General features: G+C 37.0%; 26 protein-coding genes. 19 read left to right on the top strand and 7 right to left on the bottom strand.

Features of this window, described 5'->3' with window-relative positions:
• Positions 1-7: 7 nt before the first annotated feature.
• From rpsJ to ACTJIP_RS14930, 5 genes are all read left to right on the top strand, one after another.
• Complete coding sequence (gene rpsJ, locus ACTJIP_RS14950) at positions 8-313, top strand: 30S ribosomal protein S10 (RefSeq protein WP_002661363.1); 306 nt, start codon at positions 8-10, stop codon at positions 311-313.
• A gap of 305 nt (positions 314-618) precedes the next feature.
• Positions 619-2,874 (top strand): TonB-dependent siderophore receptor, encoded by a 2,256-nt coding sequence (locus ACTJIP_RS14945; RefSeq protein ID WP_077413582.1) that lies wholly within the window; start codon positions 619-621, stop codon positions 2,872-2,874.
• Between the two features lie 18 nt (positions 2,875-2,892).
• A complete protein-coding gene (locus ACTJIP_RS14940) occupies positions 2,893-3,510 on the top strand; it encodes a hypothetical protein (protein ID WP_077413583.1) in 618 nt (205 codons plus the stop codon).
• Between the two features lie 270 nt (positions 3,511-3,780).
• Positions 3,781-4,977 carry a PepSY-associated TM helix domain-containing protein gene (locus ACTJIP_RS14935; RefSeq protein WP_440704791.1) on the top strand — a complete coding sequence of 399 codons (1,197 nt, stop codon included), beginning with the start codon at positions 3,781-3,783 and terminating at the stop codon, positions 4,975-4,977.
• A gap of 92 nt (positions 4,978-5,069) precedes the next feature.
• Entirely contained in the window at positions 5,070-5,570 is a 501-nt protein-coding gene (locus ACTJIP_RS14930) for a low affinity iron permease family protein (protein WP_077413585.1), read from the top strand.
• A 97-nt stretch (positions 5,571-5,667) separates the two neighbouring features.
• Here ACTJIP_RS14930 and ACTJIP_RS14925 read toward each other — a convergent pair whose 3' ends face one another.
• The 7 genes from ACTJIP_RS14925 to ACTJIP_RS14895 form a co-directional block, all read right to left on the bottom strand.
• Positions 5,668-8,397: a hypothetical protein gene (locus tag ACTJIP_RS14925; RefSeq protein WP_440704790.1), complete on the bottom strand. Its 2,730-nt coding sequence runs from the start codon at positions 8,395-8,397 to the stop codon at positions 5,668-5,670.
• A gap of 80 nt (positions 8,398-8,477) precedes the next feature.
• Entirely contained in the window at positions 8,478-9,455 is a 978-nt protein-coding gene (locus ACTJIP_RS14920; protein ID WP_426480961.1) for a hypothetical protein, read from the bottom strand.
• A gap of 172 nt (positions 9,456-9,627) precedes the next feature.
• Entirely contained in the window at positions 9,628-10,050 is a 423-nt protein-coding gene (locus ACTJIP_RS14915; protein WP_440704789.1) for a hypothetical protein, read from the bottom strand.
• A gap of 178 nt (positions 10,051-10,228) precedes the next feature.
• The gene (locus tag ACTJIP_RS14910) at positions 10,229-11,002 is read right to left on the bottom strand and encodes a hypothetical protein (RefSeq protein ID WP_440704896.1); all 774 of its coding nucleotides are present in this window, start codon (positions 11,000-11,002) and stop codon (positions 10,229-10,231) included.
• A gap of 43 nt (positions 11,003-11,045) precedes the next feature.
• A complete protein-coding gene (locus tag ACTJIP_RS14905; RefSeq protein WP_440704895.1) occupies positions 11,046-11,801 on the bottom strand; it encodes an MIP/aquaporin family protein in 756 nt (251 codons plus the stop codon).
• Positions 11,801-13,297, bottom strand: a complete 1,497-nt coding sequence (gene glpK / locus ACTJIP_RS14900) for a glycerol kinase GlpK (protein WP_077413591.1) — start codon at positions 13,295-13,297, stop codon at positions 11,801-11,803. Before glpK ends, ACTJIP_RS14905 begins: the two co-directional genes overlap by 1 nt.
• 10 nt (positions 13,298-13,307) lie before the next feature.
• A complete protein-coding gene (locus ACTJIP_RS14895) occupies positions 13,308-14,906 on the bottom strand; it encodes a glycerol-3-phosphate dehydrogenase/oxidase (protein WP_077413592.1) in 1,599 nt (532 codons plus the stop codon).
• A 116-nt stretch (positions 14,907-15,022) separates the two neighbouring features.
• On the opposite strand from ACTJIP_RS14895, the gene ACTJIP_RS14890 reads away from it, so the two are divergent.
• The 14 genes from ACTJIP_RS14890 to rplE all read left to right on the top strand — a co-directional run bounded on the left by ACTJIP_RS14890 (position 15,023) and on the right by rplE (position 22,132).
• Positions 15,023-15,787, top strand: a complete 765-nt coding sequence (locus tag ACTJIP_RS14890; protein ID WP_077413593.1) for a DeoR/GlpR family DNA-binding transcription regulator — start codon at positions 15,023-15,025, stop codon at positions 15,785-15,787.
• Between the two features lie 250 nt (positions 15,788-16,037).
• Positions 16,038-16,664: a 50S ribosomal protein L3 gene (gene rplC, locus ACTJIP_RS14885; protein WP_077413594.1), complete on the top strand. Its 627-nt coding sequence runs from the start codon at positions 16,038-16,040 to the stop codon at positions 16,662-16,664.
• Positions 16,655-17,284, top strand: a complete 630-nt coding sequence (gene rplD / locus ACTJIP_RS14880) for a 50S ribosomal protein L4 (protein WP_045491156.1) — start codon at positions 16,655-16,657, stop codon at positions 17,282-17,284. The genes rplC and rplD overlap by 10 nt, the downstream gene beginning before the upstream one ends.
• A 3-nt stretch (positions 17,285-17,287) precedes the next feature.
• Positions 17,288-17,578: a 50S ribosomal protein L23 gene (gene rplW, locus ACTJIP_RS14875; RefSeq protein ID WP_047380577.1), complete on the top strand. Its 291-nt coding sequence runs from the start codon at positions 17,288-17,290 to the stop codon at positions 17,576-17,578.
• Positions 17,579-17,600: 22 nt separating this feature from the next.
• On the top strand, positions 17,601-18,422 hold the full coding sequence (rplB, locus tag ACTJIP_RS14870) for a 50S ribosomal protein L2 (RefSeq protein ID WP_047380579.1): 822 nt from the start codon (positions 17,601-17,603) through the stop codon (positions 18,420-18,422).
• 2 nt (positions 18,423-18,424) lie between these two features.
• Positions 18,425-18,703 (top strand): 30S ribosomal protein S19, encoded by a 279-nt coding sequence (rpsS, locus tag ACTJIP_RS14865; RefSeq protein WP_034702850.1) that lies wholly within the window; start codon positions 18,425-18,427, stop codon positions 18,701-18,703.
• Between the two features lie 2 nt (positions 18,704-18,705).
• Positions 18,706-19,104, top strand: coding sequence for a 50S ribosomal protein L22 (rplV, locus tag ACTJIP_RS14860; RefSeq protein WP_034694674.1), 399 nt, complete (start codon positions 18,706-18,708; stop codon positions 19,102-19,104).
• Between the two features lie 7 nt (positions 19,105-19,111).
• Positions 19,112-19,861 (top strand): 30S ribosomal protein S3, encoded by a 750-nt coding sequence (rpsC, locus tag ACTJIP_RS14855; protein WP_077413595.1) that lies wholly within the window; start codon positions 19,112-19,114, stop codon positions 19,859-19,861.
• Positions 19,862-19,959: 98 nt separating this feature from the next.
• Positions 19,960-20,385 (top strand): 50S ribosomal protein L16, encoded by a 426-nt coding sequence (rplP, locus tag ACTJIP_RS14850; protein ID WP_077413596.1) that lies wholly within the window; start codon positions 19,960-19,962, stop codon positions 20,383-20,385.
• A gap of 12 nt (positions 20,386-20,397) precedes the next feature.
• Positions 20,398-20,583, top strand: a complete 186-nt coding sequence (gene rpmC / locus ACTJIP_RS14845) for a 50S ribosomal protein L29 (protein WP_034694678.1) — start codon at positions 20,398-20,400, stop codon at positions 20,581-20,583.
• Positions 20,584-20,595: 12 nt separating this feature from the next.
• Positions 20,596-20,850 carry a 30S ribosomal protein S17 gene (rpsQ, locus tag ACTJIP_RS14840; protein WP_027387210.1) on the top strand — a complete coding sequence of 85 codons (255 nt, stop codon included), beginning with the start codon at positions 20,596-20,598 and terminating at the stop codon, positions 20,848-20,850.
• 2 nt (positions 20,851-20,852) lie between these two features.
• Entirely contained in the window at positions 20,853-21,221 is a 369-nt protein-coding gene (gene rplN / locus ACTJIP_RS14835) for a 50S ribosomal protein L14 (RefSeq protein WP_002983226.1), read from the top strand.
• A 21-nt stretch (positions 21,222-21,242) separates the two neighbouring features.
• Complete coding sequence (rplX, locus tag ACTJIP_RS14830) at positions 21,243-21,569, top strand: 50S ribosomal protein L24 (RefSeq protein WP_047376572.1); 327 nt, start codon at positions 21,243-21,245, stop codon at positions 21,567-21,569.
• Between the two features lie 11 nt (positions 21,570-21,580).
• Positions 21,581-22,132 carry a 50S ribosomal protein L5 gene (gene rplE / locus ACTJIP_RS14825; RefSeq protein WP_047380587.1) on the top strand — a complete coding sequence of 184 codons (552 nt, stop codon included), beginning with the start codon at positions 21,581-21,583 and terminating at the stop codon, positions 22,130-22,132.

The raw sequence follows: 22,132 nt of genomic DNA, 5'->3' as shown, positions 1-22,132 counted from the left end.
TAAAGAAATGTCACAAAGAATCAGAATAAAACTAAAATCTTACGATTACAACTTGGTAGACAAGTCTGCTGAGAAAATCGTAAAAACGGTAAAGGCTACTGGTGCTGTTGTAAACGGTCCAATTCCATTGCCAACGAATAAGAGAATCTTCACAGTGTTGAGATCTCCGCACGTAAACAAAAAAGCAAGAGAGCAGTTCCAATTATCAGCTCACAAGAGACTAATGGATATCTACTCTTCTTCTTCTAAAACTGTTGATGCTCTAATGAAATTAGAACTTCCTTCAGGTGTAGACGTTGAAATTAAAGTGTGATAAATGCATACTTTGCAATGATTATACAAACCGTTCCTTTTTAGGAGCGGTTTTTTTTTGAATTGATCTGAAAAGCATATTGGATACATTATCAAATCTGTTTTTTTTGAATTATACTTTCTATACTCATAAAAAGTGTTAAGGAGATTAACCTTAACGATAGAGTAGTTCTGTTTAGGGATTTTAAAGAGTCCCTTCGAAGGATTAATGATCTGATATTAATAGTTCTTTTTCAGGTGACATATGTCACTCTTGTTTATTTATTTAGAATTAATAAAAATAATAATTTTGCCAAAAATTATCAGATGAATAAAGTAGTATCCTTTTCTCTGCTGCTATTGGGTGGAGTTCTGGCCAATGCGCAGAAAGTAAATGATTCAGTTAAACACAAGAAAATTGAAGAAGTAGAACTGTTTGGTGAAAAAAAGAAACAACCACAAGGGTTGGACGCAATTACCAGATTGCCATTGAAAACCAGAGATCAGATTCAAAGTATTTCTGTGATTTCCCATAAAGCAATTGAAGAATTAGGAGCGCTTACAGTCACTGATGTTGCGAAAAACGTTCCGGGGGTAACCCTATTTTCAAGCTATGGCGGAGGAAACGAAAGTATGTCAATCAGAGGATATCGTGGAGTTCCTGTACTGAAAAACGGAGTTCAGCTGGATTCAGATTTCCGTACCGCAGGGATGATCACTGATATGCAGGGTGTAGAAAGTATTCAGGTTATCAAAGGATCTGCTGCTATTGGTCAGGGAATAGGAAATGGTTTGGGATCTGCAGGAGGTGTGATTAATGTTGTAACAAAAAGACCTCAGTTTATTGATCAGACTAATGTAGGATTCCGTTATGGAAGCTGGGATTTTTACAGACCTACAGTAGACTTCCAAAGAGTATTGGATCCTCAGGGAAAAGTAGCTTTGAGGTTCAATGGAGCGTACCAAAATAATAATTCATTCAGAAGCCATGTACAGGGAGAAAGGATTTATGTAAACCCATCTGTCGCTTTCCGTCCGGATGATAAAACATTAATCAATGTGGAAATGGATTATCTTCATGATAAAAGAACACCGGACAGAGGAACAATAAACCTTGCTCCAGGAACTATTGAAGCATTATATCACATGCCAAAAGGAAAGTTTTTAGGATATACATCTGATTATTCAAAAACTGAAGCCTACAACTTTGCGACTACAATCGTACGTAACATTACGGACAAATTAAAAGTGAGAGCAGCTTTCGTGAATTCCGTAAGTAATACAGATTCTGAAGCTTCATCCGTGTCATTGCCTGCTGGTGAAACCAACTACAATATCAGACAGCGTACTATAGGAAAATCACAGGGAGAAGATATCAACAAAGTATTACAGTTAGACTTCATTGGAGAGCAGATAAAGACCGGATTTATTAAACACACATTCCAGGTTGGTTTTGACTGGAGAGAAACAGAAACCTCTTCTACAACCTTTGAAGCATACAAAAACTCAATTGCACCCGGGAATTTAATTACTGCACGTAATACAAAAATCGGAAATACAACCTATGCGGCTAATCCACTTGATATTGTTGACGTAGTGAACGGAAATATCCCGAACCAACTTCCGGTAAATGTCATTTATAAAAATCTGGGAAGATCAAACGCAGTATTGACACCAAGTATCGGTGCAATGGCTCAGGATGTGATGACGATTGGAAAATATGTAAAAGCTCATTTGGGACTTCGTTACAGCAGGCTCAATGGTTCCGCCAATGAATCTGTAGATACATGGAACCCTAATTTCGGATTGATTGTTTCTCCACTTCCAAATGTTAATGTATTTGGATCGTATACTACAACCACATCTTTAAGATCTTCTAATAATTTCCTTTTAGATGGTGGAAGAGTAGGCCCGTCAATGACTAAACAATGGGAAGCTGGTATTAAATCAGATTGGTTTAATGAGCGTTTAAGATTTAATGTAACGGTATTTGATATTAAAACAGATCATCTTTCCTTCACTATTCTTGACGAAAATTATAACCCTGTTGTAATTGACAAACAAACAATGTATGGCCTTGCAGGAAACCTTAGAAGAAAAGGAGTGGAAGTAGAGCTTATCGGAAGAATTCTGCCAAACCTTCAGGTAATGTCCGGATGGGCATATCTGGATGCTCAGTATCAGGACAGTCCTGCTTACATGAACGGATCTGCACCAATGAACGCTCCTAAACATACAGCAAACGGATGGCTGAATTATAAATTCAATAAAGGTACTTTATCAGGACTTGATGTAGGGGCGGGAATTTATTATGTAGGAAAAAGACCGGTTGACGAATGGACTCAGAAAACATTTACAGCAGGTCACCTGAACAGTGTGAAGCCTGGAGACAAACCTTTCGATATGCCGGAATATACTACCGTAGATGCCCAGGCAGGATATACACTGAAAAATGGAATGGGAATAAGAGTATTCTTTAATAACATTTTTGATAGCGTAGGATACAGCTCTTATTTCAGAGGAGGATATATCGATCAGATTCAGCCAAGAAACTTTGCTGTACAGGTAAACTATAAATTCTAATCAACAAAATTATTCATTATGAAAAGTATCAAAACTATATTCTTAGCATTGGCTCTTGGCGCAGCAGCTGTGTCATGTTCCGGAGACAAAAAGAAAGGAATAGATTATAATCAGTTTAAAACAGAAGTGAAACTTACTCCTGAACAGGAAAAGAGCTTTAACGAGATCACTGCAAAATATCAGCAGCTTCAGGAGCAGAATTTTCAGGCAGCAAAAGCTCAGGGTGGTAATATGGACCGCGTAGCTTTAGGAATAAAGAATGAAGAACTGAGAGCGCAGCAGTCTATTGAAATGGCTACCGTTTTAGATGGTCCTCAGATGGAAAAGTTCAATAAGTTTGTAGATGAAAATTCCAGAAAAAGACCAAGATATGACAATGTATTGTTAGAAAGAATCAAAACGGAAGCACAGCTTTCCGAAGAAGAGTTCAAAGTAGTAAATGCTGCGAATGATGCCTTTGAAAAAGCATTCAATGATGCGCACGATGTATATCATGGGAACAACGATCTGGCAAAAGAATACTGGGAGAAATTTGATACCCAGAGAAAAGCTGCTATTCAGAAAGCACTAAGTCCTGAACACTATACTAAATTTGAAGAAATCGTAAAAGAAGTTCAGTTCAAAGGAAGAAAATAAACGACATTGATACCAGTGAGGGCTGGAAGCAGGAAGAAGGAGATGGATATGATATTGGGCTAAAAGTTCTTACTACTTTTAAGAAAACGTATTCAATTTGGTGAATGTAGATTAAAGTTTGGTCAGTAATCTTTTAGACTAAATAACTTCCATCAAAAGCTTCATGCTTCCTTTCCCGAATTTGTATTAACTTTTTTTAATTTATTCATATCAATTTTAATTTAAAACATTAAGACGGTACAACTGTCTTAATGTTTTTGCTGTTAAATAATGAGAGTATTACTTAAAAGCCTTTACAGGAAAAGAAGAAAAAACGAATCGGTTACAAAATACCTGATGTGGATCATTCATCTCTGGCTGGGACTTTTATCAAGCAGTATTGTTTTTATCATGTGTCTTACCGGATGCCTCTATGCATTCAAAAATCAGATTACCGATTTTAGCAACAGAGATAAAGTTTACATAAGTCCGGGTTCAGGAAAGGCGATGAATCTTGATCTGATCCAGGTGGAATTATTAAAACATAGTAAAGAACTTACTTCTCTGATGATTCCCGATGATAAAGGGAAAAGTTACGTGGTCGGTTACCGTGAAAATAATTTGGATAAAAGTACTTACTACAACCAATATACAGGAGAAGTTCTTGGACAGCCCAATGTTGACTCCAGTAGATTCTTTGAAGTTGTTCTGGATCTTCATAGAAATCTGATGATGGGAAATGTAGGAAGACAGATTATAGGAGCTTCAGTTCTTATGTTCTGTATTCTGCTGATTTCAGGATTTATTCTTTGGCTCCCGAAGAAACTGAAGTTTTTGAAACAGGGACTCACTGTCATGTTCAAAGCAAAATTTCAAAGGGTCAATTATGATCTGCACAATACACTGGGGTTTTATACATTTCTCATGCTTTTCTTTATTGCTGTTACCGGATTGTATGTGACGTATCCGTGGGTAAAGAATACTCTCATCATAAGCCTGGGAGGATCGTCAATAGATAATATTTCAAAAGAAAAAGACAGTGGAGATGATGCTTTCGGGGGACTTCTGGAAGATATGCTTCAGAAACAGGACGAAAAGAAAAACCTGAAAGACGCTACTTCCGCTTCTGTGGATAATATTTTAAAGCTGGCAGACCGTCATCTTCCTTACAATGCTGTTACAAGTATAGAGCTCCCCAATAAAGAAAATCCGCGGTATGTTGTTATCAAAACCAACAGAGAAAACTTCCTTGGAATGATGTTCCCGGACGAAGTAACATTTGATAAAACGGGAGTTTTCAAAACAAAAGAACTGTTTTCTGACAAACCTTTGAACAAACAGTTTACATCTTTAGCAAAACCTTTACATACGGGAGAAATCATGGGATTGCCAAGTATTATTCTCTACTTTATAGTTTCTCTTATCGGTTGTTCACTGCCGGTGACAGGGTTTATGATCTGGTGGCATAGATTCAGAAAAATGAAATAAAAACAACCCAAAATATTTAGATACCTCATATTCTTAGCCTTTTCATGATTTCGGATTAATTTTTATACATTTAGTATATAAAAACAGAAGCTATGAGTCATAAAGGTCATCATTTTTTTGAACAATTTTCAAACTGGGCTGTAAAATTTACCGGAAGTCCATCTGCTTTTATCGGGGCCTTCCTTATCGTAGTAATATGGGCAGTTACAGGTCCTTTTTTTAACTATTCAGAAACCTGGCAGCTGGTAATCAATACCGGAACTACGATCATTACCTTTCTGATGGTTTTCCTCATTCAGAAAGCCCAGAATAAAGATTCAAAAGCCATACAGATCAAACTGAACGAAATTATAGCCGCTCACGAAAAGGCAAGCAACAGAATTGTAGATATTGAAGATCTTACGGAAGCAGAACTTGACCAGCTTCATCTTTATTACGAGAACCTGGCTCAGTTTGCTAAGGAAGATACTGATATTCATATGTCTCATTCTATTGATGCCGCAAAGAGAAATCAGAACTATAAACACGATTTTTTCAGAGAGAAGCATGAAGAATGGTTACAGAAGCAAGAACAAAAAAAGGAATCTAAATGATTCCTTTTTTTGTCTGATAAATAATAAGCTTGTCTTGAACTCCATCTAAAATATGTAATCTTCATTTTATACAAACTTCTATACATTCTCTTTAGAATCATCGTTTCATAAAATAGCTGAAATAACTACAGCTTCCCATCAGGCTTTTAGCAGCTTCGGTCTCAGAATACTGAGTTTTTAACTGAGCAAAATAGGTTCTGTACTTCTGATTTTTAAGATTGTCCATTTCCTTTTGGCGGGCGTCTTCTTTTTCGGACCACTTCGGATCAGAATAATCAAAATCTTTTGGAGCTTTTGCTTCGTACTGATAATATTTACCCTGTTCGGCACTTGCCATCTGGAATAAGATTCTTGCTTTTTCTTCTTTATTGTTGGAAAGCTTAAGTGCCTTTTGATAATAGTTGATCGACAGATCAAAATTATCAGGTTCAATATAAGAAGTGTCCAGGAAGTTCTTATAATAATACTTGTAAGGATTCTTTCTGTCTGTATTCCAGAAGTCATATTTGCCTCCGTTGCTGTTGTCAATATCCATTACAAACAACTCGCGGTAATATCCTAAAATAGAGGTGTTGTACAATAGATTTCCGATAAGCTGGTTAGCTTTTGCGGCTTTTTCATCCGTTCCGTTTCCTATCTTTTTAAGCTGAATCAATACATCAGCTAATTCAAGTTTGTCCATGTTGGTTTTAATGAAAGGAAAATCAGTATAGCTCTCAGCTTTCATACTTTCTGCATCAGGACTTCCGAAACTTTCCCAAACATTATGCCCGAATACAAGATTTGATATATTTTTAAATCCATCATACTCTGCAGAAGTATATTGTTTTGGAGTGATCGTTTGGCCATTCTTTTCTGTCCATTCGTAATTCTGTCTTGGAATACCGGCAAAGCTTTTTGCTTTTTCATAATAAGACTTCGCCTTTTCAAAATCGGCAAGTCTCATAGCTCTGTCCCCGTAAATGGTATTGAAGAAAGCATCAATATTACCTACGCTATCCATATTTTTAGCAATGATTTGCTGCTCAAACTGAGTTTTATTTGGCTTTCTGTAAAACTCTTCCACACTCTTCACAAGACCAGAGTTAGGATTGTATTGAAGATCCGAAAGCTTATTGTTCATCAGGAATGATTTTCCGTCTTCTCCCTGAAGGAAATAACGGTTTGCCATAACATCCTTTAGGAAATCTGCAGTAGAAGGTACTTCACCATAATAATCGAAATTATCTGTAGTGGCTGTGTCTTTCTCTACCTTTTTCTCCACAAAATATTCAGCATAATCTTTCATCAGGTGATCCTCATAGGCGGCGTCAATCCTTGGCTGGGAAACAATGTCATTCAGAACTTTCATTCGTTTAATCTCTTCCAGATATTCAGGATTCGTTGTTTTAATATCTTCCAGGATTTCTGTACTTCCTTTGTAATCTTTTTTCAGGAATTTAAGATAAGCATCTGCGATCTGCCAATATTCGTCCTTAGACTTCTCTTTCGTTTTGTCAGTGAATTTTTGAAGGTCGTCAAGATAGTCCTTCATCTTATCATCATATCCATAGCCGGAAGTGGTGTAGAATGGAATTCTGTTTGGATTGTCCAGCAATTCGTCATCGCTTTGATCCGTTTTCTTTCCATCAGCAGATTCTTTAGATTTTGAACCTCCGAACAGGTTTTTAAAAAACCTTACAATTTTTTGCCAGAAAGAAATCTTCTCCTCCTTTACTTCAGTTGTAGAAGTGGCTTTAGCATCTTTTGAAGAAGTATTGTTGTCAGCTTTTCCTCTTTGTATATACGGACTATTGGCAGCGTCTGAAGTGTAATAATAAGTAGGGAGATAACTTCTTTCCAGTTCATTGATGCTTCTTGCGGCCATTACCTTCAGGATCTCAGAATCAGGATTGATCTCATACATCTTTTCCATAGTAGGAATCGGATTGTTGAAATCTTCATACCCTAAAAGGAAATAAGCCATATTCTTTTCTTCATTAGTATTGGCTCTTTTCATAATATTGCTGAAAGATGCCGTATCAGAAAGTTTCATAGAAACAAATGCAGATTCCTTGCGGTCTTTGCTGTTCATGAATACCTGAAAGAAATTCCAGTTGGCATCGCTGTTCATTTCCAATCCTCTCTGTGCTCCTGCCAATTGGTCCAGAGACATGAAGTAAACCGTTCCTTTCAGTTTGATTGGAGCAACGTAGGTTTTGAAAGCCTGCATTGCGGAATCATAGTTTCTGGTATAATGATTCAGACGCACCAGCTGGTATCCGTAGCGTTGTTTGATCTCAGGGTTTCTTGCCGCATTGTACAAAGACGTTAACGCAGCAATGGTTTTATTATAATCAAGAGCTGTGGCATTTTTCCTGTTGGCATCTCTGTCATAATAAAATGAATTATCACTTTCAACATAATTGATGCTCATATAAGGTTCCAGATACTTGGCTTCAATCAAATAATCAAGACCTTCCTTATATTTTTGGTAGAATCCTGTTCCTAGCTTTTGTAGAAGTGGATTTGCTGGGCTTCCATTCTTTAAGGCATTCAGGTCGTTCATACTCATCTTATATACCAGATTCTGAGTTTCGGTATAGCTAAGCTGATTGTTAAAGAACTTTTTCCATGTTTCAATATTATCATCAGGAATCAATGATGGATTGTATCCTCCGTAGAACCTGCTCGAATAGTTGTGCAGAAAAGGAAGGTATGCTTTATCCTTAATAATGCTTTGCGTAAAAAGGTTGAAGTAATCATAATCAGGATCTGACCACGCACAGGCGTCAGATTTTGTATAGAAAAGTGATACAACCGCAAGTGAAAGAATATACTTTTTCATAGGGTTTGTGGTGTTTTTTTAATTTTGTGTAATAGTTTATGGTTTGGTCTTGACAGATGTGTGCCTCTATCTCTGAGAGATTAAAATTTCCGATCTGACACAAATTTACTATCTAATTGATAATAAATAATATTAAAATGCGGGATTTTTTTCTGTAAAAAAGAGATAACCTCTTCAAGCTGTTCTTCAGAGATTTCTTCTGCTTTTATTTTGAAGCCTTTGTTTAAATAACTTCCAAAATAGAATCCGTCCTTCAAAACCTGAATTTCATGATCGGATATCTTTTTGAAATTTGAATTTTCAAGATCTCTTTTGGATAAAGCATTGATCAGTTTATGTTTACCTAAATGATTGGTGACAATTCCCCAGGAATAGATAGGAAGGGCTACTTCAATTTTTTTGATAGGGTAGTCTTCCATTTTTGAAAGATAGCTTTTTAGGATGTTGATGTCCAGAATCGAGTTCTTGTCAGAATTTTCCAGTGGTGATGAAGTGGAGTAGCACATCAGATATACTTTTTCTACAGGAGGAATTCCGGTCTGCTTTTTATCTTTTACCTGGTGAAGACGAAGCGTGCAGGTAATTTCCTTTCCGGAGATCTTTTTGAGTTCTTTCAGAAATTTAAAATAATCATTTCGTGTTCCGGCTGTCCAGTCACAGTCGATCTGAATTTCATTATTGGTTTTCAGATGATACTCTTCCGTTTTCTTTAGAATCAAAAGATGAATACTTTCCGCTAGAAACCTTACCTCTTCTGTGGAAATACCCAATAAAGTCTGATTGGTAATGAAAACGGTGGGAACAATCTGTTTATCCGTCTGAAAACTCTTGTCTTTTGTAATAACAGCTACCGGCTGGAATTTTCCGTTCACTTTATCTACATCAAAAAATCTGGTGTACAAGTAAGGAACGGTTGCCTGATCTAATGTTTTCTTTTCTTCGTGATCCAGTTTCAGATGGGTTTTCCAGTAATAGAATGTGTAAGGATAATTTTCTTTCTTATTGCATGATACTACAAGAAAGAGAAGAAATACGAATAGAATTTTAAAATGTCTCATTGATACAAATCACTCTTGAAGCCACAATTCATTGTAGCTATATGTTTCTTCAAAAATAAAGATATTTAAACAAAGTATAAACCGTAAAATCCCGGTGATTAATCTGATGGGATTGCTTTTCACAACAAGAAAGCCGCCCCGGATGGAGCGACTCTCTATATATACTATTTTACTACTTGTAAAGTTCACTTTCACACTTACAGGTTTCTTTATCAATGCTCTCTCTGGAAGAACAGCATCCATCAAGATGTAGAATATTTCCCCTTTCATCGGTAAGATAAATCTTGTCTTTGTCGAATTTCACCAAAAATGTCTCGTCATATTCTTTGAAAACTACTTTCATGACTTTATTTGGAGCATATTTTCCGGCATTGATTTCCTCTGTTGTTTCTTTTCCGTCTGCCTGATTCACCTGAACATATCCAAAATGAACATCACCATTTGCTTTTATATTCAGATAATAGTGGGGAGTACCGGTGCCGCTGTATCCTTTCATGATATCAAAACTTCTGTGTCCGGTAAAAGGAAGCTTTACTTGCTGAGCCAATGTAAAAATACTGATACACAGAATGAGTAAACTGAAAATCTTTTTCATTCTTTTTTTTTTCAAAAGTAAATATATTTAAGTAAAATATTCTCCGTAAAAACCCGGTTATTGGTGGGATTTCCACCCTATTTTAAATTCTTTTAATCATTCTCTTTCTTAGGAAGAACGACGTCACAAAAAACCACTTCAAAAGAAGTGGCTTTTCTGTAATTTAGTTAAATTCAGATTAAAAAACGGTTGCTGCAAGCTGAATCCTTGCATACTTGTTAGACGGATTCCACATAGCCATCATGGATACAGGAAGACTGTAGTGATCTGTGATCTTAACCACTTTCCCTGCTTTCACCCCTACATTTACAATATCAAAGCTGTTTTTGCCATTACCATACAAAAAGGTTTTGTCATTAAGGGCAAATCCGGCTCCTACAAAAGCATCCAGGTTTACTTTCTGACCACTGATGACAGGATAACTTGCCTGAACATACGTAGAATATCTGTTTTTTTTATAACTTCCGTCAGCTTCCAGAATGACTTCTCCTGCATTGGCTCCTCCATACAGCATAATGTCAGCTTCAATATTGATTGGAAAAGAAGGACCAAAAGTATAATTTGTTCTTAGATCAATAATATGGGCAGTTCTTCTCTGTGAATAGCTGAAGATATCATCAGCAGCCACTGCAGTGTTGATATTTCTGGAGTTGTAAAGATCCCATACTCCAATATAAAAACGACCGTCAGAATACTGAACATAGTAGTTGATCTCTTTATAATGGGTATTGTCCTTATCGTCCGCTAATGCAGAAGCTCCCCAAATTCCCACTTTCCATTTCTTCTCCGCATCCAGAGCATAGGAAATATTTCCCATCACAACAGGCTTGTCTGTAATAATAAGCCCTCTCCATAAGTGATTGTTCTGAATGTTGGCCGTAAAATCAAGTCTCCCTTCTTTGGTTTCCTTGGTTTCACTATTTTCCTGTGAAAATAACCTTCCTGTGCCCATAGCAAGAAGAAAGATTCCCTTTAAGATTTTTTTCATCATTTGTTTATTTTAAAAATCCATATATAACTGCTGCGATAACAGCCCCTGTAATTGGGCCTATAACAGGAATCCAGGCATATCCCCAATCACTGCTCCCTTTTACAGGTAAGATGGCATGCATGATTCTTGGGGCAAGGTCTCTTGCCGGGTTTATGGCATATCCTGTTGTTCCTCCTAGCGATAAACCAATTGCCCACACCACAAACGTAACAGGAATGGCCCCAATAGAGCCTAGTCCAACTTTAGCGGTTGGATCTGCCTGTAAAGAAATGTTGGGGCCTGCAAAATAAAAAACACAGAATACCAGTACAAATGTTCCGATAATTTCACTAATCAGGTTAGAGGATGTTTTTCTGATAGCCGGACCAGTACTGAAGCAGGCTAATTTAGCTCCTTCATCTTCCGTGATCGCAAAATGATCTTTGTGGAACAACCACACCAAAAATGCACCCAGCATTCCTCCAATCATTTGAGCTGCGATATAAGACGGAACGAGATCCCAGGAAAATTTTCCTGCAATGGCCAGTCCAATGGTTACAGCTGGATTCAGATGGGCACCACTTATTGGCCCTGCAACGGTTACTCCCACAAAAACGGCCAATGCCCATGCGGTAGTAATAACGATCCACCCGGAATTATTTCCTTTCGTATCTTTTAAGACAACATTGGCTACAACGCCGTTGCCTAACAATATAAGAAGCATCGTCCCGATAACTTCTGCGATAAATGGGGTCATATAAGTTTTTTTTTGTGAGTGAATTAATCTTCTATCCAGCTTTGAGCACTTTTTACAGCTTTCTTCCAGAAGTGGGTCATTTTATCCACTTGTTCTCTGTCCAGTTGAGGGTAGAAGTCCTTGTCTACAATCCATTGTTCCTGGATTTCGTCTATACTTTTCCAGTATCCTACTGCAAGACCGGCAAGATAGGCTGCGCCTAGTGCTGTAGTTTCCAAGGTTTTTGGACGTGTTATTTTAACCGCGAATAAATCAGACTGTATCTGCATCAAAAGATCACTCGCTGATGCGCCTCCGTCTACTCTTAGCTCAAGACTCTCTCTTCCTGAATCAGCTTCCATAGCTTTTACAATTTCATAAACCTGAAATGCAATTCCTTCCAATGTAGCTCTTGCGATATGGGCATCGGTAGTACCACGGGTGATTCCTACAATCGTTCCACGGGCATATTGATCCCAATAAGGAGCGCCAAGACCCGTTAATGCAGGAACGAAATATACACCGCCATTATCTTCTACCGAAGCAGCCAGTTCGTTCACCTGATCTGAAGAATGAATGATTTTAAGACCGTCTCTTAACCATTGAATGGCTGCACCTCCTACAAATACACTTCCTTCTAATGCATAGTTCACTTCTCCATTGATTTTCCAGGCTACTGTTGTAAGAAGATTGTTTTTAGAAGAAACCGCTTCAGCTCCTGTATTCATTAATAAGAAACAGCCTGTTCCGTACGTGTTTTTTACCATTCCCGGAGTGGTACACATCTGCCCGAATAAAGCAGCCTGCTGATCACCCGCAATTCCGGCAATCGGGATTTTAGTAGAGAACAGAGTAGTGGCCGTTTCACCATATACTTCACTGCTTTGTTTTACTTCAGGAAGAATAGCTTTCGGAATGTTGAATAATTCTAATAAATCATTATCCCATTCTAGAGTATGAATATTCAGAAGCATTGTTCTGCTGGCATTGGAAACGTCCGTGATAAACATTTTTCCGCGGGTAAGTTTCCAGACAAGCCAGGTGTCAACGGTTCCGAAACATAATTTTCCTTCTTCAGCCTTTTGTCTTGCTCCTTCTGTATTATCGAGAATCCATTTTAGTTTAGTCGCTGAAAAGTAAGCATCCAGAACAAGTCCTGTTTTTTCTTTGACCATTTCCGCATGACCTTGTTCTTTCAGTTCATCACAGTATTTTGAGGTTCTGCGGTCCTGCCATACAATAGCATTGTAGATGGGGTCACCGGTTTCTTTATCCCATACTATGGTTGTTTCACGTTGATTTGTAATACCGATAGCGGCAACTTCCAGACCGGAGATTCCGGCTTTTGCTATAACTTCTGCTGCTACGGAGATCTGTGAAGACCATATTTCATTCGGATCGTGCTCTACCCAGCCCGGGGTAGGAAATATCTGTTCGAAATCTTTTTGCGATACATATTTGATTTCTCCACTGTGGTTGAAGAGAATCGCTCTGGAGGACGTTGTCCCCTGATCTAGAGCGAGAATTAGTTTTTCATTCATGTATATAATGCTAATTTAGGTTGATAACTTTAGGTGAATAAGGTGTTAATAAATACCCTCTTGCTAATTCAATAAATTCATTTTCCTGCTGCTGGGCCCATTCTTCAGAATATCCTTTTTCCTCAGCAATAATTCTTGCTATGTTATGAGCACTGTCTATAGCGGCTCTTGCGTCAAGGAACAGTAAACGAACTCTTCTTGCCAGGATGTCCTCAATAGTTTCTGCCATCTCCGTTCTTACAGCCCATACGATTTCTGCGACAGTAAAAGGATGATCTGGGTGAATCTTTTGAGCATATCGGGGATTGCTTTCCTGCAGTGCTTTTATAGAAGGAATATCAGATCCGTAAACGTACAGGTGATTCGTTCTGTCTACCTGTTCTGGTTTCACATTTCCATGGATGGAAAGATGTTCGGTTTTAGATGGGCTATTTCCCAACTTGTGAACTTTCATTGCTTCATCTACAGTATCTTCTGCCATTTTACGGTAGGTAGTCCATTTTCCTCCGATAATAGAAACCAATCCTGTTTCTGAAGTAATAACTTTATGGCTTCGGGAAACTTCTTTTGTGCTTTTGCTTCCGTCTTTAGGAGCGGCAAGAGGACGAAGTCCGGCGAAAACTGATTTTACGTCTTCACGAGTCGGTTTTTTAGCTAAATATTGTCTGGCAGTATTTAAAACAAAGCTAATTTCTTCTTCCAGTGCGCGGGGTTCAAAGCTTTCATCTTTTAAAAGAGTGTCTGTAGTTCCTACTAAGGCTCTGTCATGCCATGGAACAACAAATAAAACCCTGCCGTCTGAAGTTTTAGGAATCATGATCGCATCATCACTTTTCAGGAAGGACTTATCTAATACAAGGTGAATTCCCTGGCTTGGTACTACAAGTTTACCATGCTTAGGATTGTTCATATTAAGGATGTCATTCGTAAAGACACCAGTTGCGTTGATGACCACCTTACCATGAATCTGATATTGCTGCTTAGAAAACTGGTCTTCTGCAACGACACCAATTACTTTATCGGAAGCATCTTTTAGAAGATTAATAACTTTTACATAATTGACTGCACTTCCGCCTTTTTCAATGATGGTTTGGGTAAGGTTAATCGCAAGTCTGGCATCGTCAAATTGTCCGTCCTGGTAAACAACCCCACTCATCAAGTGCTTTTGTTCAATAGTTGGAAGCTTTTCAACAGTTTTTGATTTGCTGATGTATTTCGTTTTACCCAGACTCAGTTTTCCGGCAAGGAAATCATAAATGGACAGTCCTATTTTATAGTATATTCCTCCCCACCATGTGTAATTTGGAATAATGAAAGACTGATTTTTTACGATATGTGCTGCATTTTTTGCTAAAAGTCCTCTTTCCTTTAATGCTTCTTTTACCAATCCGACATCTCCCTGGGCAAGATATCTTACTCCGCCGTGTACCAATTTGGTACTTCTGCTGGATGTTGCTTTTGCAAAATCATGAGATTCAATCAATAAAGTTTTGAATCCCCTGCTTACTGCGTCTAATGCTGAACCTAAACCACTGGCTCCTCCTCCTATGACAATAAAGTCCCATTCTTTTACATTGGTTAACTTACTTAGTTCTTCGTTTCGTTTCATAAATGTTTCGTTTATGTTTCGTTTTCAAATATATAAATTAAAAATGAAAGCAAAAAGAAAATAAACGAAATTTTAAAAAGTGAAAAAAAAACGGTATTTTTGATGAAACGAATAAAATGGAAAAGCTAATACCAAGACAGGATGAAATATTGAAAGAGCTTGATGAAAAAGGACATGTTCTTGTTCAGGATCTGTGTGAAAAACTCAATGTTTCTTCAGTTACGATCCGAAAGGATTTGAACTATCTCGAAAGTCTGGGGCTTCTTTTCAGAAATCATGGAGGGGCAAGTAAGCAGATGAGGTATGCTTATGAAAAAAATGTTGTAGAGAAAGAAAGTATCAATGTAGAGGCGAAGCAGGCTATTGCCAGAGCGGCTTTATTGTTGATTCAGGAAAACGACTGTATTATTTTAGCATCTGGAACAACCATGCATTATCTTGCCAGGATGCTGATGAATTTTGGTCCGCTTACGGTACTCACATCTTCTTTGAGAGTGGCAATTGAACTTTGCAATAATCCTAATATTAATATTATACAGCTGGGGGGTGAAGTACGAAAAAGCTCTACTTCTATAGTGGGTTCTATTTCCGAAGGCATTCTTAAACAGTTTTCATGTAATAAACTCTTTCTTGGAGTTGATGGTATTGATCCGGAATTCGGAATCAGTACTTCCAATGCTGCAGAAGCCCATCTGAACCAGATTATGATGGAGTGCGCAGATCAAACTGTAATTCTTGCGGATTCTTCCAAACTGAATAAGAAAGGATTTGGTAAGATTGCCGCTTTGGATCAGGTGGATTATCTGATTACTGATAATGGTATTTCTGCTGAAGACAGGGCTGGGCTGGAAGAAGTTGGGGTGACAGTTGTTGCTCAATAAGGTCTTCATTTTAATTTCTTTTTTTTAAATCAAAATAAATCTTTGAGAAAGTTGTTCTAATTTTTTTCAAAATTACCTAATCGATTAAAAATCAAAATATTTTACTCGAAATATTTGTCAGTTATAAAATTATTCATAAATTTGCACACTCATTTTAGGAGCGTAGTATGCCTATATCAAAAGTAGAAATTACTTCAGACTTCCAAAAAATGGGGATAAATAAAGGATAAATTTTATTATAATATAAACAATGTCAGGTATTATTGGTAAAAAAATCGGTATGACGTCTTTGTTTAACGAAGAAGGAAAAAACATTCCTTGTACGGTTATTCAGGCTGGTCCATGCTCGGTTTTACAGGTCAGAACCATAGAAAAAGACGGTTATAAAGCTGTTCAATTAGGTTTCGATGACAAGAGTGAGAAGAACGTTGGTAAAGCGTTAGCTGGCCATTTTAAAAAGGCTGGTTCTGCTCCTAAAGCTAAATTAGTAGAATTCTACAGAGAATTCGTTGATGAAGTAAAAGTAGGAGAAGAAGTAAAAGTTGATCTATTCACGGAAGGTGAATATGTTGACGTAACAGGAACTTCAAAAGGTAAAGGTTTCCAGGGTGTTGTTAAAAGACACGGATTTGGAGGTGTAATGCAGGCAACTCATGGTCAGCACAACAGACTTAGAGCTCCAGGTTCTATCGGTGCTGGTTCAGACCCTTCAAGAGTATTCAAAGGGATGAGAATGGCTGGAAGAATGGGAGGTGAGCAGGTAACTGTTCAAAACCTTCAAGTGTTAAAAGTTGATCAAGAACAAAATCTTTTAGTAGTAAAAGGTGCTGTTCCGGGAGCTAAAAATTCTTATGTAATTATCAGAAAATGGAACTAGTAGTATTAAATACATCAGGAAAAGAGACCGGAAGAAAAGTAACTCTAGACGAAACAGTATTCGGAATTGAGCCAAATCAGCACGCGGTTTACTTAGAAGTTAAACAGTACCTTGCTGCACAAAGACAAGGAACTCATAAAGCAAAAGAAAGAAGCGAAATTACTGCTTCTACTAAAAAGCTTAAGAAGCAAAAAGGATCAGGATCTGCTAGATATGGTGATATTAAATCTCCAACTTTCAGAGGTGGAGGTAGAGTATTCGGACCTAAGCCAAGAGATTACAGATTCAAATTGAACAAAGCTCTTAAGAGATTAGCTAAGAAATCTGTTTTATCTCAGAAAATGAGAGACAACAGCATTAAAGTTTTAGAAGATTTGAGCTTTGGTGCTCCTAAGACTAAAGATTTCATCAATGTATTAAATGCATTGGAACTTAACGGTAAAAAATCTTTATTCGTTCTTCCTGAAGCTAACAAGAATGTGTATTTATCTTCAAGAAACTTGCCTAAAACTAAAGTAATGAACTTCAACGAGATCAGTTCTTACGATTTAGTAAATGCAGGTGAGATTATTTTCTTCGAAGGTGCAGTTGAAAAATTCCAGGAAAATTTAAAGAAATAAGTCATGTCTATTATTATTAAACCAGTTATTTCAGAAAAGGCTAATTACCTTACAGATTTAAGAGGTTCTTATTCTTTCTTAGTTGAACCTAAGGCGAATAAAATCCAGATTAAAAAAGCTGTTGAAGCAGCTTACGGTGTAAAAGTAGCAGACGTTAATACAATGATTTATGCTCCGAAGGTTTCTTCAAAGTACACTAAAAAAGGTCTTCAAGTAGGAAAGACAAACAAATTGAAAAAAGCGGTAATCAAACTTGCTGAAGGTGAGGTTATCGATATTTTTGCTGTAAATTAATTATTAATTATAAATAATAGTAATGTCTGTTAGAAAATTAAAACCTATCACCCCGGGACAGAGATTCAGAATTGTAAACAATTTTGAAGAAATTACTACCAACAAACCAGAGAAATCTCTAACAGTTGGTATTAGTAAGTCAGGTGGACGTAACCAAACTGGTAAAATGACCATGCGTTACACCGGAGGTGGACACAAAAAGAAATACAGAATTATTGACTTCAAAAGAAACAAAGCAAACGTTGAAGCAACTGTAAAAACTGTAGAGTATGATCCAAACAGAACTGCATTTATCGCTTTATTAGAGTATGCTGATGGAGAGAAGAGATATATCATCGCTCCAAACGGTATCAAAGTTGATCAGAAGGTAGTATCAGGAGAAAGCGTTGAACCAAACGTAGGTAACGCAATGAAATTGAAAAACATTCCATTGGGTACTGTAATCTCTTGTGTTGAAATGAAACCTGGACAAGGTGCTATTTTAGCAAGAAGTGCTGGTTCTTCAGCTCAATTAACCTCTAGAGACGGTAAATATGCAATCATCAAGTTGCCTTCAGGAGAATCAAGAATGATCCTTACTGAATGTATGGCAATGATTGGTTCAGTTTCCAACTCAGATCACCAATTAACTGTATCTGGTAAGGCTGGTAGAAGCAGATGGTTAGGTAGAAGACCTAGAACAAGAGCTGTTGTAATGAACCCTGTAGATCACCCAATGGGAGGTGGTGAAGGACGTTCTTCAGGAGGTCACCCAAGATCTAGAAACGGTATGCCTGCTAAAGGGTACAAAACCAGAAAGAAAAATAAAGCGTCTAACCGTCATATCATATCTAAACGTAAATAATTATGGCAAGATCACTTAAAAAAGGACCATTCATTCATCATACTTTAGATAAGAAGGTTCAGACAAATATAGAGTCTGGTAAGAAGACAGTTATCAAAACTTGGTCTAGAGCATCAATGATCTCTCCAGACTTCGTAGGACAAACTATTGCAGTACACAACGGGAAATCTTTTATCCCTGTTTATGTTACAGAAAACATGGTTGGTCACAAGCTAGGCGAATTTTCTCCAACAAGATCTTTCAGAGGTCATGGTGGTAACAAAAACAAAGGAAGCAGATAATCATGGGATCAAGAAAAAGAGAAAGTGCATTAGCACGTAAATTGACAAACCAAGATGTAGTAAAAGCAATACACAATGATTGCCCATCTTCTCCAAGAAAAATGAGATTAGTAGCTGATATCATTAGAGGAGAACAGGTAGACAAAGCTTTATACATTCTAAAATATTCTAAAAAAGACGCATCTAACAAGTTAGAAAAAGTATTGCTTTCTGCAATGGCTAACTGGCAAACTAAAAACGAAGGTGCTGATATTGAAGAAGCTAATCTTATCGTTAAAGAAATTTTTGTAGACAGTGCAAGACAATTGAAGAGACTAAGACCAGCTCCACAAGGTAGAGGGTATAGAATCAGAAAAAGATCAAACCACATTACATTAATCTTAGGTAAAAAAGAAAATTAATCAAGGTATGGGACAGAAGACAAATCCAATTGGTAATAGATTAGGTATCATCAGAGGTTGGGATTCTAACTGGTTTGGTGGAAAAGATTATGGAGACAGAATCGCTGAAGACTACAAAATCAGAAGATACCTTGAGGCTAGATTATCTAAAGGTGGTATTTCAAAAATTTATATTGAAAGAACACTAAAATTAGTAACAGTTACAATTACTACTGCTAGACCGGGACTTATCATCGGTAAAGGAGGTCAGGAAGTTGATAAATTGAAAGAAGAATTGAAGAAACTTACTGGTAAGGATATTCAAATCAACATTTTCGAAATCAAAAGACCTGAATTAGATGCTGTATTAGTTGCTGATAGTATTTCTAAGCAAATTGAAAACAGAATTTCTTACAGAAGAGCTGTTAAAATGGCAATGGCAAGTACTATGAGAATGGGTGCTGAAGGTATCAAAGTTCAAATCTCTGGTAGATTGAACGGAGCTGAAATGGCAAGATCAGAATCTTTCAAAGACGGAAGAATTCCATTGTCAACTTTCAGAGCTGATATTGATTACCACTGGGCAGAAGCTCACACTACTTACGGTAGACTAGGTGTAAAAGTTTGGATCATGAAAGGTGAAGTTTACGGTAAAAGAGAACTTTCTCCATTAGTGGGACAACAGAAAAAAGGAGGTCAGTCAGACAGAGGAAACAGAGGTGGAGACAGAGACAACAGAAGACCTAGAAAAAACAACAACAATAACAATAATAATTAAAATTTTAGATTAGAAATTTTGAATTTTAAATTACCGTTACTTTTTTAAAATTAAAAAAAATCTAAAATCTAAAATCTAAAATCTAAAATTTAGAAATTATGTTACAACCAAAAAGAACCAAATTCCGTAGAGTTCACAAGATGAAGATGAAGGGGAATGCCCAGAGAGGTAGTCAACTTGCTTACGGAACTTTTGGGATCAAAGCAACGGAAGGAGCTTGGATCACTGCAAGACAGATTGAAGCAGCTCGTATTGCTGCGACAAGATATATGAAGAGAGAAGGTCAACTATGGATCAAAATCTTCCCAGATAAGCCAATTACTAAGAAACCAGCGGAAGTACGTATGGGTAAAGGTAAGGGTGCTGTTGAATATTGGGTAGCTGTAGTAAAACCAGGTAAAATTATGTTCGAAATCGGAGGTGTACCTTACGAAATCGCTAAGGAAGCTTTAAGGCTTGCTGCACAAAAATTACCAGTAGTTACTAGATTCATCGTTGCTAACGATTTTGTTAAACCTCTATAATCTTTGAATACAATGAAAAATGCTGATATTAAAAATTTAAGCGCGGGTGATATTCAAGCTCAATTAACTGAAGCAAAAGCTCAATATTCTAAATTGAAATTAGCTCATGCCATCAGCCCAATTGAAAACCCGATTCAAATCAGAGATTTGAGAAAAACAATCGCAAGACTAAACACTGAGTTAACTAACAAACAATAATTTCATTTTACAATGGATAGAAATTTAAGAAAAGAAAGAATCGGAGTGGTTTCCAGCAATAAAATGGAAAAAACTATTGTTGTTAGTGAAACTACAAGAGTAAAGCACCCGATGTACGGTAAATTCGTTTTGAAAACGAAAAAATATACTGCACACGACGAGAACAACGAATGCACAGAAGGTGATACAGTTTTGATCCAAGAAACTAGACCTATGAGCAAGAGCAAGAGATGGAGATTAGTAAGAATCATTGAAAAAGCTAAGTAATAATGTTACAAACAGAATCAAGATTAAAAGTTGCTGATAACACAGGTGCTAAAGAAGTACTAGTTATTAGAGTTCTGGGAGGAACCAGAAGAAGATATGCTTCAGTTGGTGATAAAATCGTTGTTACTATCAAGGATTCTACACCATCAGGAAATGCTAAAAAAGGTCAGGTATCTAAAGCTGTAGTAGTAAGAACTAAAAAAGCAGTAAGAAGAAAAGATGGTTCATACATCAAATTCGACGACAATGCTTGTGTATTACTAAACGCAGCGGGAGAAATGAGAGGAACGCGTGTTTTCGGACCAGTTGCTCGTGAGTTGAGAGACAAAGAATATATGAAAATCATTTCATTAGCTCCTGAAGTACTTTAATTTTAAAAATTTTTAAAAGAAATGTCAAAGTTAAAAATAAAAAGAGGAGATAACGTAATCATTACTACTGGTAAGAAAGATATCAAAGGTAAGACTGGTGAAGTTATTGAAGTGATTAAGAAAGAAGGAAAAGACCCTAGAGTAATCGTTGCAGGACTTAACATCGTTAAAAAACACGTTAAGCCTTCAGCTTCAAATCCTCAAGGAGGAATTACTGAAAAGGAAGCTTCTATTCATATCTCAAACGTAGCTTTAGTTGGTAAAGACGGAAAAGCTATCAAAATCGGTTACAAAATCGAAGGAGATAAGAAAGTGAGAGTTAACAAAAAAACGGGTGAAACTTTATAATTTGAATTAACATGGAATTTATAGCAAGACCCAAAAAAATATACAAAGAGCAAATTGTTCCTGCAATGATGGAAGAATTTGGGTACAAGTCTATCATGCAAGTACCTAGATTAGAGAAAATCGTTATATCGCAAGGTTTAGGAGATGCTACTGCAGATAAGAAAATTATTGATTATGCTGTAGAAGAACTAACAAACATTACAGGACAGAAAGCTGTAGGTACAATCTCTAAGAAAGATGAAGCTGCATTCAAACTAAGAAAAGGAATGCCTGTAGGAGCGAAAGTAACATTGAGAGCTCACAGAATGTATGAGTTCTTAGACAGACTTACTGCTTCTGCTTTACCACGTATCAGAGATTTCTCTGGTATCAAAGCAGATGGGTTCGATGGTAGAGGTAACTACAACTTAGGTATTACTGAGCAAATTATCTTCCCTGAAATCGTAATTGACAAAGTGAAAAAAATCCAAGGGATGGACATCACTTTCGTAACTACTGCGAAAACAGATAAAGAAGCTAAAGCATTATTAACTCACTTCGGTTTACCATTTAAAAAGAACTAA

Origin of the sequence: Chryseobacterium sp. 22543 (genome assembly GCF_052044565.1) — a bacterium.
In the GTDB taxonomy this organism is placed as follows: Bacteria; Bacteroidota; Bacteroidia; order Flavobacteriales; family Weeksellaceae; genus Chryseobacterium.
The sequence above is the reverse complement of the archived record's forward strand: the minus strand, read 5'-3'. Positions and strand labels throughout refer to the sequence as shown.